General features: G+C 70.3%; 16 protein-coding genes. 8 read left to right on the forward strand and 8 right to left on the reverse strand.

What is annotated here, in order from left to right; translation table 11 throughout:
• Positions 1–69 precede the first annotated feature (69 nt).
• On the forward strand, positions 70–843 hold the full coding sequence (locus ACQ393_RS06000) for an MIP/aquaporin family protein (RefSeq protein WP_430645918.1): 774 nt from the start codon (positions 70–72) through the stop codon (positions 841–843).
• A 56-nt stretch (positions 844–899) separates the two neighbouring features.
• A complete protein-coding gene (glpK, locus tag ACQ393_RS06005) occupies positions 900–2,414 on the forward strand; it encodes a glycerol kinase GlpK (protein WP_430645919.1) in 1,515 nt (504 codons plus the stop codon).
• 94 nt (positions 2,415–2,508) lie between these two features.
• Here the strand turns inward: glpK and ACQ393_RS06010 are convergent, their stop codons facing one another.
• From ACQ393_RS06010 to sdhC, 8 genes are all read right to left on the reverse strand, one after another.
• On the reverse strand, positions 2,509–3,324 hold the full coding sequence (locus ACQ393_RS06010) for an HAD family hydrolase (protein ID WP_430645920.1): 816 nt from the start codon (positions 3,322–3,324) through the stop codon (positions 2,509–2,511).
• Positions 3,321–4,331, reverse strand: a complete 1,011-nt coding sequence (gene trpS / locus ACQ393_RS06015; RefSeq protein WP_430645921.1) for a tryptophan--tRNA ligase — start codon at positions 4,329–4,331, stop codon at positions 3,321–3,323. The genes ACQ393_RS06010 and trpS overlap by 4 nt, the downstream gene beginning before the upstream one ends.
• Positions 4,332–4,354: 23 nt before the next feature.
• Positions 4,355–5,191, reverse strand: a complete 837-nt coding sequence (locus tag ACQ393_RS06020; protein WP_430645922.1) for an exodeoxyribonuclease III — start codon at positions 5,189–5,191, stop codon at positions 4,355–4,357.
• Between the two features lie 10 nt (positions 5,192–5,201).
• A complete protein-coding gene (locus ACQ393_RS06025; protein ID WP_430645923.1) occupies positions 5,202–6,617 on the reverse strand; it encodes a YihY/virulence factor BrkB family protein in 1,416 nt (471 codons plus the stop codon).
• 116 nt (positions 6,618–6,733) lie between these two features.
• The gene (locus ACQ393_RS06030) at positions 6,734–7,492 is read right to left on the reverse strand and encodes a succinate dehydrogenase iron-sulfur subunit (protein ID WP_430645924.1); all 759 of its coding nucleotides are present in this window, start codon (positions 7,490–7,492) and stop codon (positions 6,734–6,736) included.
• Position 7,493: 1 nt separating this feature from the next.
• Positions 7,494–9,302 carry a succinate dehydrogenase flavoprotein subunit gene (sdhA, locus tag ACQ393_RS06035; protein WP_430645925.1) on the reverse strand — a complete coding sequence of 603 codons (1,809 nt, stop codon included), beginning with the start codon at positions 9,300–9,302 and terminating at the stop codon, positions 7,494–7,496.
• A gap of 7 nt (positions 9,303–9,309) precedes the next feature.
• Complete coding sequence (locus ACQ393_RS06040) at positions 9,310–9,756, reverse strand: succinate dehydrogenase hydrophobic membrane anchor subunit (protein WP_430645926.1); 447 nt, start codon at positions 9,754–9,756, stop codon at positions 9,310–9,312.
• Positions 9,757–9,766: 10 nt separating this feature from the next.
• The gene (gene sdhC, locus ACQ393_RS06045) at positions 9,767–10,189 is read right to left on the reverse strand and encodes a succinate dehydrogenase, cytochrome b556 subunit (RefSeq protein WP_430645927.1); all 423 of its coding nucleotides are present in this window, start codon (positions 10,187–10,189) and stop codon (positions 9,767–9,769) included.
• Between the two features lie 158 nt (positions 10,190–10,347).
• Between sdhC and ACQ393_RS06050 the strand changes: the two genes are divergently transcribed.
• From ACQ393_RS06050 to ACQ393_RS06075, 6 genes are all read left to right on the forward strand, one after another.
• Positions 10,348–11,466 (forward strand): mannose-1-phosphate guanylyltransferase, encoded by a 1,119-nt coding sequence (locus ACQ393_RS06050; RefSeq protein WP_430645928.1) that lies wholly within the window; start codon positions 10,348–10,350, stop codon positions 11,464–11,466.
• A gap of 22 nt (positions 11,467–11,488) precedes the next feature.
• Positions 11,489–12,547 carry a BMP family lipoprotein gene (locus ACQ393_RS06055; protein WP_430645929.1) on the forward strand — a complete coding sequence of 353 codons (1,059 nt, stop codon included), beginning with the start codon at positions 11,489–11,491 and terminating at the stop codon, positions 12,545–12,547.
• Positions 12,548–12,718: 171 nt separating this feature from the next.
• The gene (locus ACQ393_RS06060; protein ID WP_430645930.1) at positions 12,719–13,816 is read left to right on the forward strand and encodes a BMP family lipoprotein; all 1,098 of its coding nucleotides are present in this window, start codon (positions 12,719–12,721) and stop codon (positions 13,814–13,816) included.
• Between the two features lie 165 nt (positions 13,817–13,981).
• The gene (locus ACQ393_RS06065; RefSeq protein WP_430645931.1) at positions 13,982–15,523 is read left to right on the forward strand and encodes an ABC transporter ATP-binding protein; all 1,542 of its coding nucleotides are present in this window, start codon (positions 13,982–13,984) and stop codon (positions 15,521–15,523) included.
• On the forward strand, positions 15,520–16,824 hold the full coding sequence (locus tag ACQ393_RS06070; protein WP_430645932.1) for an ABC transporter permease: 1,305 nt from the start codon (positions 15,520–15,522) through the stop codon (positions 16,822–16,824). The genes ACQ393_RS06065 and ACQ393_RS06070 overlap by 4 nt, the downstream gene beginning before the upstream one ends.
• Positions 16,821–18,131, forward strand: a complete 1,311-nt coding sequence (locus ACQ393_RS06075; protein WP_430645933.1) for an ABC transporter permease — start codon at positions 16,821–16,823, stop codon at positions 18,129–18,131. The genes ACQ393_RS06070 and ACQ393_RS06075 overlap by 4 nt, the downstream gene beginning before the upstream one ends.
• Positions 18,132–18,138: the final 7 nt, after the last annotated feature.

Below are 18,138 nucleotides of genomic sequence, written 5' to 3' on the forward strand. Positions count from 1 at the left end.
GCCGCTTTCGATGCGGCCCGCAACGGCGGTCCGCCCCCGGGCCGCCCGGTCCTACCCAGAAAGGTCAACGTGGACAATCTCGGAGTGCTGTTCCTCTCGGAACTCGTCGGCACCGCCATGCTCGTGCTGCTCGGCTGCGGCGTCGTCGCCAACGTCGCCCTGGCGAAGAACAAGGGGCACAACGGCGGCTTCCTCATGGTCAACATCGGCTGGGGCCTCGCGGTGTTCGCGGGCGTCGTCGTCGCCTACGCCTCGGGCGCGCACCTGAACCCCGCCGTCACGCTCGGACTCGTCGCGAACGGCGCGAGCGAGTTCGGCAACGCCGCCGCGGGCACGACCGTCCCGGTCGACGCGCTGTCGGTGCTCACCTACCTCGGTGCGCAGCTCATCGGCGCCTTCCTCGGCGCGGTCGTCGTCTGGCTCGGCTACAAGCAGCACTTCGACGCCGAGCCCGAGGCCGCGAACAAGCTCGGCGTGTTCTCGACCGGCCCCGCGATCCGCTCGTACGGGTGGAACCTCGTGACCGAGATCATCGGCACCTTCGTGCTGGTCTTCGTCGTCATCGGCTTCGGCCGGAACGGCGACGCCTCGGGCCTCGCGGCGCTCGGCGCACTGCCGGTGGCCCTCCTGGTGATCGGTATCGGCGCCTCGCTCGGTGGCCCGACCGGCTACGCGATCAACCCGGCCCGCGACCTCGGACCGCGCATCGCGCACGCCGTGCTGCCCATCGCCGGCAAGGGCTCGAGCGACTGGGGCTACTCCTGGGTCCCGGTCGTCGGCCCGATCATCGGCGGCGTGCTCGCCGGCCTCGCCGCGATCCCGCTCCTCCCGCTGCTCGGCTGAGCGCGGCACCCGAATCACCCCACCACCCACCCCACTGACAGCAACGGAGTTCTCAGATGGCTGACTACGTCCTCGCGATCGACCAGGGCACGACCTCGTCGCGCGCGATCATCTTCGACAAGCAGGGCTCGATCGTCTCGACCGGGCAGCTCGAGCACGAGCAGATCTTCCCCAAGGCCGGCTGGGTCGAGCACGACCCGAAGGAGATCTGGGCCAACACCCGCGAGGTGATCGGCCAGGCCCTCGGCAAGGCCGACCTCACGCGTCACGACATCGCCGCCGTCGGCATCACCAACCAGCGCGAGACCGCGGTGGTCTGGGACCGCACGACCGGCGAGCCCGTGTACAACGCGATCGTCTGGCAGGACACGCGCACGCAGCCGATCGTCGACCGCCTCGCGGCCGACGGCGGCGTCGAGCGCTTCAAGGCGAAGGTCGGCCTGCCGCTGGCGACCTACTTCTCCGGCACCAAGATCGTCTGGATCCTCGAGAACGTGCCCGGGGCGCGCGAGAAGGCCGAGGCCGGCGACCTGATCTTCGGCACGACCGACACCTGGGTCCTCTGGAACCTCACGGGCGGCGTCGAGGGCGGCGTGCACGCGACGGATGTCACCAACGCGAGCCGCACGCTCTTCATGGACCTCGAGACCCTGCAGTGGGACGACGAGATCCTCGGGATCTTCGGCGTCCCGCGCTCGATGCTCCCCGAGATCAAGTCCTCCTCCGAGGTCTACGGGGCCGTCGAGTCGTCGAGCCTCCTCCGCGAGACGCCCATCGCGGGCATCCTCGGCGACCAGCAGGCGGCCACCTTCGGGCAGGCCGCCTTCGCGGCCGGCGAGGCGAAGAACACCTACGGCACGGGCAACTTCCTGATCTTCAACACGGGCGAGGAGATCGTCCACTCGAAGAACGGCCTCCTCACGACCGTCGGCTACAAGCTCGGCGACCAGCCCGTGCACTACGCACTCGAGGGCTCGATCGCGGTGACCGGGTCGCTCGTGCAGTGGCTGCGCGACAACCTCGGCCTCATCTCGTCGGCTCCCGAGATCGAGGAGCTGGCGAAGTCCGTCGAGGACAACGGCGGCGCGTACTTCGTGCCCGCCTTCTCGGGGCTCTTCGCCCCGTACTGGCGTCCGGATGCGCGCGGTGCGCTCGTGGGCCTGACCCGCTACGTGAACAAGGGGCACATCGCGCGGGCGGCACTCGAGGCGATCGCGTTCCAGACGCGCGACGTCGTGGAAGCCGTGAACGCCGATGCGGGGATCGACCTCACGGAGCTGCGCGTCGACGGCGGCGCGACGGCCAACGACACGCTGCTGCAGTTCCAGGCCGACATCCTCGGCGTGCCCGTCGTGCGTCCGGTCGTCGCCGAGACGACCGCGCTCGGCGCGGCCTACGCCGCGGGTCTCGCGGTCGGCTTCTGGGCCGACCTCGACGACCTCGCGAAGAACTGGCAGGAGGACCGTCGCTGGGAGCCGTCGATGGACGAGGCCGAGCAGGGGCGCCTCGTGCGCAACTGGAAGAAGGCCGTCACGAAGACCCTCGACTGGGTCGACGACGACGTCCGCTGACGCGGGCGGGATGACACGGGCCGGGCGCGCGGGAAGGCGCCCGGCCCGTTTCCGTGCTCCGCAGGCCGGTCTCGATACGCTCCGGCTGGCGGTGCTATTCGACCGCCAACGAATCGGCGAGGAGGGGCGCGAGCTCCGCGAGCGTGCGGATCTCGTGCACGCCCGCGGCCGCGGCATCCGTCGCCTCGACCTCGGCGGGCCGTTCACCCGATCGGTTGAGCCACACCCCGACCAGCCCCGCCTCGGCCGCGCCGATCGCGTCGGTGCGCAGGCGGTCTCCGATGTACGCCGCGCCCGAGACCGCGCCGTCGGCCTCGAAGCGCGAGACCGCGACCTCGAAGATGCGCCGGTCGGGCTTGGTCACGCCCTCGGCGCCGGATGCCACGAGGTGCCCGATGCGCCCCGGATGCCCGACCTCGAGCCCCAGCCGCACCAGCTTCGCGAGCTGGAAGTCGGCCTCGCCGTTCGTGATGATGCCGAACCGCACGCCGGGAAGCGCGGCCTCGACCGCGTCGAGCGCGGGCAGGACGTCGTCGTGCAGCGCCCAGGCCTCGCGGTAGCGCTCGAAGTAGCGCGCGAACCAGGCTCCGGCGGCCTCGCCGTCGAGCTCGTCGCCGTGTGCGCGCGCGAACTCCGTCGCCCGCGCCCGCCGTTGCCCCTCGAACGTCAGCTCGCCCGCGAGGTACGCGTGGTAGTGCCGTTCCTCGAGCTCGTGCCACAGCACCTGCGCCGCGACCACCGCGGCGTCGTCGGCCGCCGCGTACCCGCGCTCGCGCAGGTGCAGCACGATGCCCGCGGCGACCGCCTCGCGGTGCGCCATGAGCGTGTCGTCGAGGTCGAACAGCACGACGGGGCGGCCGGCAGCGGTCGATGCGCCGCCGACCGCATCACCCGGCCCGGCGGGCGTCACGGCCGGCGCAGGAAGCCGACCCGGTCGTACACCGTGGCCAGCGTGCGCTCGGCACGTTCCGACGCCTTGTCGGCGCCGATCGCGAGCAGCCGGTCGAGCTCGGCCGGGTCGGCCATGAGCTCGAGCGTGCGCTCCCGGATCGGCGCGACGCGCTCGACGACGACGTCGGCGAGGTCCTTCTTCAGGTCGCCGTAGCCCTTGCCGTCGTACTCCGCCTCGAGCTCGGGGATCGAGCGGCCCGTGACGGTCGCGTAGATGTCGAGCAGGTTCGCGATCCCGGGCTTCGCCTGCGGGTCGTAGCGGATCTCGCGCTCGGTGTCGGTCACGGCGCTGCGGATGCGCTTGGCGATGACCTTCGGATCGTCCATGAGGTTGATCAGGCCGTTCGGGCTCGCCGCCGACTTCGACATCTTGGCGGTGGGCTCCTGGAGGTCGTAGATGCGGGCCGACTCCTTCGGGATCATCGCCTCGGGCACGACGAACGTCTCGCCGTAGCGCGAGTTGAAGCGCCCGGCGAGGTCGCGCGTGAGCTCGAGGTGCTGCCGCTGGTCGTCGCCGACGGGCACCAGGTGCGTGCCGTAGAGCAGGATGTCGGCGGCCATGAGCACCGGGTACGTGAAGAGCCCGACCGTGGTGGAGTCGGTGCCGTAGCGGGCCGACTTGTCCTTGAACTGCGTCATCCGGCTCGCCTCGCCGAAGCCCGTGAGGGTGCCGAGCACCCACGCGAGCTCGGTGTGCGCCGGCACGTGCGACTGCACGAACAGCGTCGAGCGGCTCAGGTCGACGCCCGCGGCGAGGTACTGCGCGGCCGTGCGGCGCGTCGCCTCGCGGAGCGTCGCCGGGTCCTGCTGGACGGTGATCGCGTGCAGGTCGACCACGCAGTAGATCGGGTCGTGGTCGTCCTGGAGCGCGACCCAGTTGACCAGGGCGCCCAGGTAGTTGCCGAGGTGGAGCGAGTCGCCCGACGGCTGCATGCCGGAGAAGACGACGGGGCGTGCGGTGTTCATCGTGGTTCGGGGGTCCTTCGGTCTCAGATGGCGTAGTCGACGACGACGGGGGCGTGGTCGGACCATCGCTCGTCGTAGGCGTCGGCCCGGTCGACGACGTACGACACCATCGCGTCGGCGAGCGCCGGGGTCGCGAGGTGGTAGTCGATGCGCCATCCGCTGTCGTTGTCGAATGCCTTGCCGCGCCACGACCACCACGTGTAGGGGCCGGGCACCTCGCCCGCGGAGCGGCGGCCGAGGTCGATCCAGCCCAGGCCGGCGCCGGCGTTGTAGCCCTCCTCGCCCTCGCCGCCCATGAAGCGGTCGAAGTACGCGCGCTCCCCGGGCAGGAACCCGGCGCGCTTGACGTTGCCCTTCCAGTTCTTGATGTCGAGCGTGCGGTGGCCGACGTTCAGGTCGCCGACGACCACGGCCAGCTCGTGCGTCGCGAGCTCCGACATCCGCTCGCTCATCGCGTCGAGGAACCGGTACTTGTCGACCTGCTTCGGCGTCTCGGCCTCACCCGAGGGCACGTAGCAGCTCACCACGGTGACGATCCGGTCGTTCACCTCGTAGTCGGCCTCGAGCCACCGGCCCGCCGTGTCGTGGTCGGCGGTGCCGAGCTCGACGCGGTGGATGCTCGCGCCCGCGCGGCTCGCGATCGCCACGCCCGCGCGACCCTTGGCGGTCGCGGGGTCGTGCAGGATGCTCCACTCGTCGCCGAGGAGCGCCGCGAGGTCGTCGGTCGAGGCCCGAACCTCCTGCATGGCGAGGATGTCGACGTCGCGCGCCGCGAGCCAGTCGCCCATGCCGCGCCGGAACGCCGCCCGGACCCCGTTCACGTTGGCGCTGGCGATCCGGAGCGGGGAGGGGGAGGGCATGCCTTCGATCCTAGGCGTTGCCACCCCCACGGCCGTTCCCGTTCAGCCACGAGGGCTTGGCGGGCGGCGGGGGCGGGGCGGATGCCTCGAGCTCGTCGAGGTCGCGACGCGCCTTCGCCAGTCGGCGGCCCGCGGGGACCCGCTCGTACCAGCGCGCCGATTCGGCCGCGGCCCGGGCCTCGCGGACCCGGACCCGCGCCGCCGTGAGGAGCGCCTCGTATTCGCGCTGGCGCCGCTCCGCCTCGAGCTGCGCCGCGGTGACGCGTCGGAGCGACTCGTTCCGGTCGGCGGCCTCCACCGCGATCCAGGCAGCGGCGACGAGGATGATGATGCTCGCGATGCGGAACCAGAGCAGCAGCGCCACGATCACCGTGAAGGTCGCGAGCAGCGGGTTGCTGCCGGCCCAGGAGAGCACGAGCCCGCCGAGCATCTGCAGCACGCTGAGCGCCGCCGAGCCGAGCAGCGAGCCCGTCCACATCCGGCGCCACGCCACCTCGGCGCCCGAGAGGAACCGGAACATGACGGCGAGGGCGAGCGTGTCGATGACGAACACGACGAGGATGGCGCCGACCTGCAGGCCGACGCGCACGGCGGGGGACTCCGCCGTCAGGTCGACGCCGAGGAGGCCGAAGATCCAATCGAGGAATCCGGTCGCGACGATCGAGAGGACGGCCGCGACGAGGATCGCCACGCCGAACATGAAGGCCGCGGCGAAGTCGCGCGCCTTGAGGTAGAGGTACGCCCGGTCGTCCTTCGGCAGGAGGAAGATGCTGCGGACCGCCATGCGGGAGTACGTCACCCACCCGATCGCGGTCCAGATCAGGCCGCCGAGGGCGACGGCACCCGTCCAGCCGAAGAGGCTCGTGCTCGCGGTCGCCGCCTCCTGGAGCGCCTCCGGGGTGATGATCCCGTTCTCGCCGACGAGCCCGGGCGCATACGTGTTGATGAGGAGGTAGAGCGCCTGGAGCGTGTCCTGGTCGTTGAACAGCCAGATGCCGGCGACGGCGAACACGATGTAGATCGCCGCGAAGACCGCGAAGAGCGACTGGTAGCTCATCCCCGCCGTGAGCAGGAACCCGTTCCGGGCGAGGAAGTGCCGCCAGACACGCACGGGGAACAGTGCCATCGTCTGCTGCGTGACCTGTTCCGCCCAGGTGATCGGCTCGTCGAAGCGCTCGAGGATCGGCGCGCTCGCCGCTTCGATCCGCTCGCGGACGCGGTTCGACGCGGTCGGCGCCTTCGCGTCCGCCGTCGTCGCATCGGAGGCAGGCGCGCTCGTCGGGGACTTCGCGGCGCGCGACGATGCGCTCGATGTCGACGTCGACGTCGATGGCGGCGACGCGGTCGCATCCGAGCCCGCGGCCGCGGGCACGGCGTCGCCCGGCCGCGCGGAACCCGCGCCGCGTCCCCGTCCGCGATCGCTCACACGATCACCCTAGCGAGCCGATGCCGCGGGGTACGCGGCGCACGCGGCATCCGCCCGGGAACGACGGAGGGGCCGGTGCTCGCGCACCGGCCCCTCCGTCACGTGGTCGCCCTCGGTCAGGGCTTGCCGCGCATGATGGCCTGCTTGACCTCGGCGATGGCCTTGGTCACCTCGATGCCGCGGGGGCACGCGTCGGTGCAGTTGAAGGTCGTGCGGCAGCGCCACACGCCCTCCTTGTCGTTCAGGATGTCGAGTCGGACCTTCGCCTCGTCGTCGCGCGAGTCGAAGATGAACCGGTGCGCGTTCACGATCGCCGCCGGGCCGAAGTACTGCCCGTCGGTCCAGAACACCGGGCACGAGGAGGTGCACGCGGCGCAGAGGATGCACTTGGTGGTGTCGTCGAAGCGCGCTCGCGACGCGACGTCCTGGATGCGCTCCTTGCCGGGCTCCGGCGCCGTGGACGCCTGCAGGAACGGCTGCACCTCGCGGTAGCTCGCGAAGAACGGCTCCATGTCGACCACGAGGTCCTTCTCGAGCGGGAGGCCCTTGATCGCCTCGACGTAGATGGGCTTCGTGATGTCGAGGTCCTTGATCAACGTCTTGCAGGCGAGGCGGTTGCGGCCGTTGATCCGCATCGCGTCGGAGCCGCAGATGCCGTGCGCGCACGAGCGGCGGAAGGTGAGCGAGCCGTCCTGCTCCCACTTGATCTTGTGCAGCGCGTCGAGCACGCGGTCGGTCGCGTACATCTCGACGTCGAAGTCCTGCCAGCGCGGCTCCGTGTCGACGTCGGGGTCGAACCGGCGGATCAGGAAGGTGACGGTGAAGGACTTCGTCGCGGCATCCGTCGACGTGGTCTCGAGCGTGGCGGTCGTCACGTCAGTACTTCCTCTCCATCGGCTGGTATCGGGTGATGGTCACGGGCTTCCAGTCGAGCCGGATGTGATCGGACGCGACCGACGAGTGGGCGTCGCCCGACAGGTAGGCCATCGTGTGCTGCATGAACTTCTCGTCGTCGCGGTTCGGGAAGTCGTCGCGCATGTGGCCGCCGCGGCTCTCCTCGCGGTTGCGGGCGGAGGCCACGACGACCTCGGCGAGGTCGAGGAGGAAGCCGAGCTCGACGGCTTCGAGCAGGTCGGTGTTGAACCGCTTGCCCTTGTCCTGCACGGCGATGTTCCGGTAGCGGTCGCGGAGGCCCGCGATCACCTCGGCGACGTGGTCGAGGGACTCGCTCGTGCGGAACACCTGCGCGCCCTTGTCCATCTCGTCCTGGAGCTCCTTGCGGATCGCGGCGATCCGCTCGGTGCCGTTCGAGTCGCGGAGCACCTCGAGCAGTCGCCGGACGTCGCCCGCCGGGTCGTCGGGAAGCGGCGTGAACTCGACGCCCGAGTTGACGTACTCGACCGCGTTGCGGCCGGCGCGCTTGCCGAAGACGTTGATGTCGAGCAGCGAGTTCGTGCCGAGGCGGTTCGAGCCGTGCACCGACACGCACGCGCACTCGCCGGCGGCGTAGAGACCGGGGACGACCGTGGTGTTGTCGCTCAGCACCTCGGCCTTGACGTTGGTCGGGATGCCGCCCATGGCGTAGTGCGCGGTCGGCATGACCGGCACCGGCTCGTACACCGGGTCGACGCCGAGGTAGGTTCGGGCGAACTCCGTGATGTCGGGGAGCTTCGTCTCGAGGACCTCCGCACCGAGGTGCGTGCAGTCGAGCAGCACGTAGTCCTTGTCGGGGCCGGCGCCGCGGCCCTCCGCGACCTCCTGGACCATGCAGCGGGCGACGATGTCGCGCGGCGCGAGGTCCTTGATGGTCGGCGCGTAGCGCTCCATGAACCGCTCGCCCGAGGCGTTGCGGAGGATCGCGCCCTCGCCGCGGGCCCCCTCGGTGAGGAGGATGCCGAGGCCGGCGAGGCCGGTCGGGTGGAACTGGAAGAACTCCATGTCCTCCAGCGGAAGGCCCTTGCGCCAGATGATGCCGACGCCGTCGCCCGTGAGGGTGTGCGCGTTCGACGTCGTCTTGTAGATCTTGCCGAAGCCGCCGGTCGCGAAGATCACGGCCTTCGCCTGGAAGACGTGCAGTTCGCCCGTCGCGAGCTCGTACGCGACGACGCCCGACGGCTGGGGGACTCCGTCGACCTCGGTCATCACGAGGTCGAGCGCGTAGTACTCGTTGTAGAACTCGATGCCGAGCTTGACGCAGTTCTGGAACAGCGTCTGCAGGATCATGTGGCCCGTGCGGTCGGCGGCGTAGCACGCGCGGCGCACCGGCGCCTTGCCGTGGTCGCGCGTGTGACCGCCGAAGCGGCGCTGGTCGATCTTGCCCTCGGGCGTGCGGTTGAAGGGCAGGCCCATGTTCTCGAGGTCGATGACCGCGTCGATGGCCTCCTTCGCGAGGATCTCGGCGGCGTCCTGGTCGACGAGGTAGTCGCCGCCCTTGATCGTGTCGAAGGTGTGCCACTCCCAGCTGTCCTCCTCGACGTTCGCGAGCGCCGCGGCCATGCCGCCCTGCGCCGCGCCCGTGTGGGAGCGGGTCGGGTACAGCTTCGAGATGACCGCGGTCTTCGCGCCGGGGCCGGCCTCGATCGCCGCCCGCATGCCCGCGCCGCCGGCGCCGACGATCACGATGTCGTACTGGTGGTAGTGGACGCCGTCGACGACCGTGGTCTCGACGTGGTTCTCGCTGGTCACGTGTCTCCTATGCGGCGGGGCAGAACGAGGGGAGGAGCTCGGCGGGGGAGCCGGCGGGGCACGGGTCGAAGGTGAAGACGACGAGGGTGCCGAGCACGAGGAGCACGACCGTGGAGACGAGCAGCGCCCCCTTCAGGATGCGCTGCACCGCGCCCGGGTTCGTGTAGTCGTTCACGATGGTGCGCATGCCGTTGGCGCCGTGGATGAGCGCGAGCCACAGCATCAGCACGTCCCACCACTGCCAGAACGGGTCGGCCCACTTGCCGCCGACGAAGCCGAAGTCGATGGCCTTGACGCCCTCGCCCACCATGAGGTTGACGAAGAGGTGCCCGAAGACGAGCACGACGAGCACGACGCCCGACGCGCGCATGTAGATCCAGCCCCACTTCTCGAGGTTGACGCCGCGCCGGGGCGCCGGACGAGCGGGGGTGCGCGGGGATTCGATGACGGTCATCTCTGCGCTCCTAGTGGCTGAAGACGTTCATGAGGTGCCGAGGCACGAAGCCGAGCATCGTGATCACCCAGAGCGCGATCACGACGTAGAAGAGGACCTTCTGGTTGCGGGTCGCCCACGACCAGAAGTCGACGAGGATGACGCGGAGGCCGTTGAACGCGTGGAACACGATCGCGCCGACGAGCGCGACCTCGCCGAGGCCCATGATGGGCGTCTGGTACGTGCCGATGACGGCGTTGTAGGCCTCGGGGCTCACGCGCACGAGCGCGGTGTCGAGGATGTGCACGAGGAGGAAGAAGAAGATCGCCACCCCGGTGATGCGGTGCAGCACCCACGACCACATGCCCTCGCGGCCGCGATAGAGCGTGCCGCCCGGCTTCTGCTTCGCCGGCTTCTCGGGTGCGATCGGGGTCCGTGTCGTCGTTGCTGACATGGACGTCCCTCCTGGCGGTGTGCGTCGCCCGACTGTGGGCATGACGGGACCGATGGCCCGGCTCCGAGTCTAGTGCGCTCGCAGCGGTGCTCCGGTCGCCGTCGTGTCGAGGCGCCGGCCCCGGGCTGTCCCCGGTGGCCCGCGGCTATCCTGATCGGATGCGACAGGCTCCCCTCGACCGCTTCTACAGCGTCATCCCCGCCGGCGGCGTGGGCTCCCGGCTCTGGCCCCTCTCGCGCGCGGACGCCCCGAAGTTCCTGCACGACCTGACCGGATCCGGGCAGACGCTGCTGCGCGACACCTGGGACCGGCTCGTCCCGCTCTCCGGCGAGCAGCGCATCATGATCGTCACGGGCCGCGCGCACCGCGCCGCCGTCGAGGCGCAGCTGCCCGAGCTCGCCGACGCCAACATCGTCCTCGAGAGCGAGCCCCGCGACTCGACCGCGGCGATCGGCCTGGCCGCGGCGATCCTGGAGCGCCGGGAGCCCGGCGTGATCATCGGCTCGTTCGCCGCCGACCACGTCATCTCGGGCACGTCGCTGTTCCGCTCCGCGGTGACCTCGGCGGTCGCCGCCGCCGAGGCGGGCCACATCGCGACGATCGGCATCACGCCGACCGAACCGGCCGTCGGGTTCGGCTACATCGAGTGCGGCGATCCGCTCGACCTCCCCGGCGCGGGCGAGGTCACCGCGGTGTCGAGCTTCGTCGAGAAGCCCGACCTCGAGACGGCGCGCGAGTACCTCGAGGGCGGGCGGCACCTGTGGAACGCCGGCATGTTCATCGCCCGGGCCGACCGGCTGCTCGAGGAGCTGGCGCTCACGAAGCCCGACCTGCACGCGGGGCTCCTCGAGCTCGCCGATGCCTGGGACGACCCCGAGCTGCGCGGCCCGGCCGTGGACCGCATCTGGCCGCGCCTCGAGAAGATCGCGATCGACTACTCCGTGGCCGAGCCCGCCGCGGCCCGCGGCCGGCTCGCGGTCGTGCGCGCGCACTTCCAGTGGGACGACGTCGGCGACTTCGCCTCGCTCGCCAAGCTCAACACGGCGGGCCGGTCCGGCGAGCTCGCGATCCTCGGCGAGCACGCGCGCGTCCTCTCCGACGCCTCGAGCGGTATCGTCGTGAGTCGAGCCGACCGGGTCATCAGCCTGATCGGCGTGAAGGACATCGTGGTCGTCGATACGCCCGATGCGCTGCTCGTGACCACGAGCGAGCACGCGCAGCGGGTGAAGGCCGTCGTGGACGCGCTGCGCCTCGGCGGATCGAGCGACGTGCTGTAGGCACGGAAGGGTGGTCGGGCGGATGTCGCTGCGACGGGTCGTCACGTTCGGGACCGCGCTGGTCGCGGCATCCGCCATGCTCGCGGGCTGCGCGCCCGCACCGGAGGGCGGCGGCGACGCCGAGGCCGACGGGTGCGTCCGCATGGTGACGAACTCGGGCGGGCTCGAGGACCGCTCGTTCAACCAGTCGAGCTGGGAGGGACTGCAGCAGGCGGAGGACGAGCTCGGCGTCGAGGCCGAGGCACTCGTGTCCACCAGCGAGACCGACCTCGCCCCGAACGTGCGCCAGGCCGTCGACTCCGGGTGCGCGCTCGTCGTGACCGTCGGCTGGGAGCTCGCCGAGTCGACGCGCTCCGAGGCCGAGGCCAACCCCGACGTCTCGTTCGCCATCGTCGACGAGACGGTCGAGGCGGACAACGTCAAGCCCGTCGTGTTCGACACCGCCCAGGCGGCCTTCCTCGCGGGCTACCTGGCGGCGGGAGTCTCGCGGTCCGGCGTCGTCGCGACGTTCGGCGGCGGCAACCAGCCGCCCGTCACGCTCTTCATGGACGGCTTCGTCGACGGCGTCGCCAAGTACAACGAGGTGCACGGCGCCGGCGTGCGCGCCCTCGGCTGGAACAAGGACGAGCAGGACGGTTCGTTCACGGGCGACTTCGAGGACATCAACAAGGGCAAGGTGCTCGCCGAGGGCTTCATCGACCAGGGCGCCGACGTGATCCTGCCCGTCGCCGGCCAGGTGGGGGAGGGCGCGGCGGCCGCGGCGATCGAGGCCGGCGACGTGTCGGTGATCTGGGTCGACAGCGACGGCTACGAGACCCTGCCGGCCGAGTTCCGTCCGATCGTGCTGACGAGCGTCCTGAAGAACACCCAGCAGGCGATGGTCGAGATCGTCGGCGCCGTGCAGGAGGGCGGGTTCACGAACGAGCCGTACGTGGGGACCCTCGAGAACGGTGGCGTCGAGATCGCGCCGTACCACGACCTCGAGTCGCTCGTGACGCCCGGGCTGCAGGGCGAGATCGACGGCCTTCGGCAGGCGATCATCGCCGGCGAACTCGTCGTCGACTCCCCGTCCGCGCCGTGAGTGTCCCCTGCTCGGGGGAGCCCGCAGGCTGCTCATATGAGCAGAAGGTCGCGGCTTCATAACCTTTGCCCGGTCGGGGTCGGACGGCCCATGGCGCCGGTCGAAACATTGGGTAACGTGACCTCACGGTCCCCGAGATCGTTCGGGGTGCACTGTCTTTTGGAGGACACTGTGACGTTCACGTTCAAGAAGGCCGCCGTCGGCGGTCTCGCGACCATCGGCGCGGTCGCGCTCCTCGCAGGCTGCGCGTCGGCTCCCGAGGAGACCGACGGCGACGGCGGCGAGGCGCTCGACTACCTGCCCTGCATGGTCTCCGACGCCGGTGGCTTCGACGACAAGTCGTTCAACCAGCTCGGTGCCGAGGGCCTGGACCGCGCCGCCGAGGAGCTCGGCGTCGAGAGCAAGAAGGTCGAGTCCGCTGCGGAGACCGACTACGCGTCGAACCTGCAGAGCCTCGTCGACCAGGGCTGCAACACGATCGTGACCGTCGGCTTCCTGCTCGCGCCCGCGGCCCTCGAGTCCGCGACGGCGAACCCCGACCTCGAGTACGTCTCGATCGACGACACCGTCGACCAGGACTTCGACGGCACGACCGACGCCGAGAACATCAAGCCCATCATCTTCGACACCGCCCAGGCGGCGTTCCTCGCCGGCTACCTCTCGGCGGGCATGAGCGAGACCGGCTCCGTCGGCACCTACGGCGGCATCAACATCCCGACGGTGTCGATCTTCATGGACGGCTTCGCGCAGGGCGTGGAGTACTACAACGAGGAGAACGGCGCCGATGTCAAGGTGCTCGGCTGGGACCGCGAGGCCCAGGACGGCTCGTTCACCGGCGGCTTCGAGGCGAACGACACCGCTCGCCAGGTGGCGCAGGGCCTGATCGACCAGAACATCGATGTGCTGCTGCCCGTCGGCGGGCCGATCTACCAGTCGGGCGCCGCGGCCATCCGCGACTCCGGCCGCGACATCATGCTGCTCGGTGTCGACGCCGACGTCTACGAGACCGACCCGTCGGTCGGCGACCTGCTGCTCACGTCGATCCGCAAGGGCATCGACGTCGGCGTCGAGGACGCGATCGTCGCCGCCGGCAACGGCGAGTTCGACGCCGAGCCGTTCGTCGGCACGCTCGAGAACGAGGGCGTCGGGCTCGCGCCGTTCCACGACTTCGAGGACGCGGTTCCGGCCGACCTGTCGTCGAAGCTCGACGAGCTCAAGCAGATGATCATCGACGGCGACATCACCGTCGAGTCCTACCTGGCCGGCTGAGCCGACCCAGTCGCGGAGGGAGGCCGGTTGCGTACCGGCCTCCCTTCGCGGTTTCCGGGGCGCGCGTGAGCACGCCCGCCAACAACTGAGCAGTTCGGGGCGCTCATCGGCGCACTTCGGCGCACGACCGCTGCGATTCCCGGCGCGATCATTAGGATCGGTGGCATGAAACTCGAACTCCGAGGAATCACGAAGAAGTTCGGTTCCCTGGTGGCGAACGACCACATCGACCTCACCGTCGAGGCAGGCGAGATCCACTGCCTCCTCGGCGAGAACGGGGCCGGCAAGTCGACGCTGATGAACGTCCTCTACGGCCTCTACCAGGCCGACGAGGGCGAGATCCTGCTGGACGACGAGGTCCAGCACTTCGCCGGTCCGGGCGATGCGATGCGCGCCGGCATCGGCATGGTGCACCAGCACTTCATGCTGATCCCGGTGTTCACGGTCGCCGAGAACGTGATGCTCGGTCACGAGCAGACCCGCAACGCCGGCCTCCTCGACATCGACGCGGCGCGCCGGAAGGTGCGCGAGATCAGCGATCGGTTCGGGTTCGACGTCGATCCCGACGCGCTCGTCGACGACCTCCCGGTGGGCGTGCAGCAGCGCGTCGAGATCATCAAGGCGCTCTCGCGCGACGCCCACGTGCTCGTGTTCGACGAGCCGACCGCCGTGCTGACGCCGCAGGAGACCGACGAGCTCATGGCGATCATGCGCCAGCTCAAGGAGTCGGGCGCGTCCATCGTCTTCATCACGCACAAGCTCCGCGAGGTCCGCGAGGTCGCGGACCGCATCACCGTCGTGCGGCTCGGCAAGGTCGTGGGCGAGGCGGAGCCGACGGCCACCAACGCCGAGCTCGCGTCGCTCATGGTCGGGCGGGCGGTCGAGCTCACCGTGCAGAAGGAGGAGCCGAACCTCGGCGACGAGGCGCTGCAGGTCGAGCACCTTCGCGTCGTCGACCCCCTCGGGCAGCTCGTCGTCAACGACGTCAGCTTCAGCGTGCGCCGCGGCGAGGTCCTCGCGGTCGCGGGGGTGCAGGGCAACGGCCAGACCGAGCTGACCGAGGCGCTCATGGGCCTGCAGCCGCGGGTCGAGGGCGTGATCCGCCTCGACGGCGACGACATCACGCGCAGCTCGGTGCGGCGGATCCTCGACGCGGGCGTCGGCTTCGTCCCCGAGGACCGGACGGAGGACGGCCTCGTCGGCGAGTTCTCCGTCGCGGAGAACCTCATGCTCGACCGGTCCGACGGCGCGCCGTTCGTGAAGGCCGGCAACGTCCAGCGCGCCTACCTGGCGGAGTTCGCCGCCGACAAGGTCGCGGAGTTCGACGTCCGCACGCCCGGCATCGAGACCAAGGCGGGGCGCCTCTCCGGCGGCAACCAGCAGAAGGTCGTCCTCGCGCGCGAGCTCAGCCGCGACCTCAACCTCCTGGTGGCGGCGCAGCCCACGCGCGGTGTCGACGTCGGCTCCATCGAGTTCATCCACAAGCGGATCATCGAGACGCGCGACGCCGGCGTGCCCGTGGTCGTCGTCTCGACCGAGCTCGACGAGGTCACCGCCCTCGCCGACCGGATCATGGTGATGTACCGGGGCAGGGTCGTCGGCATCGTGCCGGGCGACACGCCCCGCGACGTGCTCGGCCTGATGATGGCCGGCGAGAGCCCCGGGGCGTCCGGTGACGTCCCGTCCCCCGAAGGAGCCGCCGCATGAGCGACCGCAACGACCCCGACGTCGCGCTCGAGACGAGCACCGAGGTCCCGCCCGACGAGCCGGTCGTCCAGCCCGACCCGGAGCCCGAGGGGTCGCGTTGGCAGCAGGCGTTCCGCCAGATCGCCACGGGCAACGCGATCATCTCGGTGCTGGCCGTGCTCCTCGCGTTGGTCGTCGGCGCGATCATGATCGCGTTCACCGACGAGCGCGTGCAGGCGGCATCCGTGTACTTCTTCGCGCGGCCCGGCGACACGTTCGTCGCCGTCTGGGACTCGGTCGCGGGTGCGTACTCGGCGCTCTTCCAGGGCGCGGTCTACAACTTCCGCCGCCCCGACTTCGCCTCCGGCATCCGGCCGCTGACCGAGACGCTCAACTTCGCCACCCCGCTCATCGCCGCGGGACTCGGCGTCGGCCTGGCGTTCAAGGTCGGCATGTTCAACATCGGTGGCCGCGGCCAGATGCTGCTCGCGGCATCCGCCGCCGGCTGGGTGGCGTTCTCGTTCGACCTCCCGTTCCCGCTGCACATGATCGTCGCGACGATCGCCGGCATCGTGGCGGGCGCGCTGTGGGCCGGGATCGCCGGTGTGCTGAAGGCCCGCACGGGGGCGCACGAGGTGATCGTGACGATCATGCTCAACTACGTCGCGCTGTACCTCGTCTCGTGGATGCTGCGCACGCCGGGGCTCCTGCAGGCGCCCGGGTCCAACAACCCGAAGACGCCGCCCATGAAGGACACCGCGATCTTCCCCGACATCCTCGGGTCGGGATTCAACCTCCACCTCGGCTTCCTGCTGTCGCTCGGCTGCGTCGTGCTGGTGTGGTGGATCCTCGACCGGTCGAGCCTGGGCTTCCGGTTCCGTGCCGTCGGGCTGAACCCGAAGGCCGCCCGCGTCGCCGGCATCAACGTCAACTCGATGTACGTCTACGCGATGCTGATCTCGGGCGCGCTCGTCGGCCTCGCCGGCGTCGACCAGGTGCTCGGCACCGTGACCACCGGGTTCTCGTCCGGCATCGACGCGGGCATCGGGTTCGACGCGATCACCGTGGCCCTGCTCGGCGGATCGAATCCCTGGGGCATCCTCGCGGCGGGCATCCTATTCGGCGCCTTCAAGGCGGGCGGCTTCGCGATGCAGGCCGCCGAGGGCGTGCCGATCGACATCGTGCTCGTCGTCCAGTCCCTCATCGTGCTCTTCATCGCGGCGCCGCCCCTCGTGCGGGCGATCTTCCGCCTCCCGCAGCCCGGCGCGAAGCCGAAGAAGCGAACGCGCACCGCACCCAAGGAGGAGGTGGCGGCGAAGTGACCGCTCCCAGCCAGCACCACGCCGCCGCGGCTCCCGCCGAGACGCTCGACAAGACCGTCGTCGTCAGCTGGAAGGCGCCGATCTCCTTCGCGGTGATCACTGCCCTGCTCGCCGTTCTCTTCCTGACCACGCAGCACCTGGGGGATGCGACCTTCCGGCTCTCGTCGGGCAACGACCTCATCCAGATCCCCGAGGTCACGCTCAACGGCCCGATCACGACCTGGACGTGCATCGTCCTGCTGACCGCGATCACCGTCGTCTCGGCGGCGATGGTCCGCGCGAAGCGCTCCGTGCCCCTGTGGCTCGTGGTGATCTTCGCGGTCATCGGCCTCGTCGCCTTCCTCACCTGGGCTGCAGCGGGCGCACGCACGCCCGTGATCCCCCTTCCCGGCCTCCTCGCCGGAGCCCTGAGCCTCTCCGTCCCGCTGATCTTCGGCGCCCTGTGCGGCGTGATCAGCGAGCGGGTCGGCGTCATCAACATCGCGATCGAGGGGCAGCTGCTCGCGGGCGCGTTCACATCGGCGGTCGTGGCCTCCGTCATCGGCCAGCAGTGGCTCGGTCCGATCGTCGGCCTGTTCGCCGCCGCGATCTCGGGCGTGCTCGTCGCCTTCGTGCTCGCCGCCTTCGCGATCAAGTACTTCGTCGACCAGGTCATCGTCGGCGTCGTGCTCAACGTGCTCGTGATCGGACTCACCAGCTTCCTGTTCTCGCAGGTGCTGGCACCGAACGCGGCGCTGCTCAACTCGCCGCCGCGCCTGCAGCGCATCCCGATCCCGCTGCTCTCGGAGATCCCGCTCATCGGGCCGATGTTCTTCCGGCAGACGCTCATCGTCTACGCGATGTACGTCATCATCGTGCTCGTCTACGTGGGGCTCTTCCACACCCGCTGGGGCCTGCGCCTCCGATCGGTCGGCGAGCACCCGACCGCGGCCGACACCGTCGGCATCAACGTCGCGCGCACCCGGTTCTGGAACGTCTCGCTCGCCGGCGCCATCGCCGGGTTCGGCGGCGCGTTCTTCACGCTGGGCGCCGTCGGCGCGTTCAACAAGGAGATGACCGCGGGTGCCGGCTTCATCGCCCTCGCGGCGGTCATCTTCGGCCAGTGGGATCCGATCCGGGCCACGCTCGCCGCGTTGCTCTTCGGATTCGCGTCGAACCTGCAGAACACGCTCTCGGTCATCGGCTCGCCGGTCCCGAGCGAGTTCATGCTCATGCTGCCCTACGTCGTCACGATCCTCGCGGTCGCCGGCTTCGTCGGCAAGGTGCGCGGCCCGGCCGCCGCCGGCAAGCCGTACATCAAGTCCTGATCGGAGC

Origin of the sequence: Agromyces sp. GXS1127 (genome assembly GCF_050565425.1) — a bacterium.
Lineage (GTDB): Bacteria > Actinomycetota > Actinomycetes > Actinomycetales > Microbacteriaceae > Agromyces.

Excerpts from the sequence above, each read along its gene's own strand:
- ACQ393_RS06065 (WP_430645931.1), top strand. The coding sequence starts at position 13,982 with ATGAAACTCGAACTCCGAGGAATCACGAAGAAGTTCGGTTCCCTGGTG.
- ACQ393_RS06050 (WP_430645928.1), top strand. The coding sequence starts at position 10,348 with ATGCGACAGGCTCCCCTCGACCGCTTCTACAGCGTCATCCCCGCCGGC.
- ACQ393_RS06040 (WP_430645926.1), bottom strand. The coding sequence starts at position 9,756 with ATGACCGTCATCGAATCCCCGCGCACCCCCGCTCGTCCGGCGCCCCGG.
- ACQ393_RS06055 (WP_430645929.1), top strand. The coding sequence starts at position 11,489 with ATGTCGCTGCGACGGGTCGTCACGTTCGGGACCGCGCTGGTCGCGGCA.
- ACQ393_RS06020 (WP_430645922.1), bottom strand. The coding sequence starts at position 5,191 with ATGCCCTCCCCCTCCCCGCTCCGGATCGCCAGCGCCAACGTGAACGGG.
- sdhC (WP_430645927.1), bottom strand. The coding sequence starts at position 10,189 with ATGTCAGCAACGACGACACGGACCCCGATCGCACCCGAGAAGCCGGCG.
- glpK (WP_430645919.1), top strand. The coding sequence starts at position 900 with ATGGCTGACTACGTCCTCGCGATCGACCAGGGCACGACCTCGTCGCGC.
- trpS (WP_430645921.1), bottom strand. The coding sequence starts at position 4,331 with ATGAACACCGCACGCCCCGTCGTCTTCTCCGGCATGCAGCCGTCGGGC.
- ACQ393_RS06070 (WP_430645932.1), top strand. The coding sequence starts at position 15,520 with ATGAGCGACCGCAACGACCCCGACGTCGCGCTCGAGACGAGCACCGAG.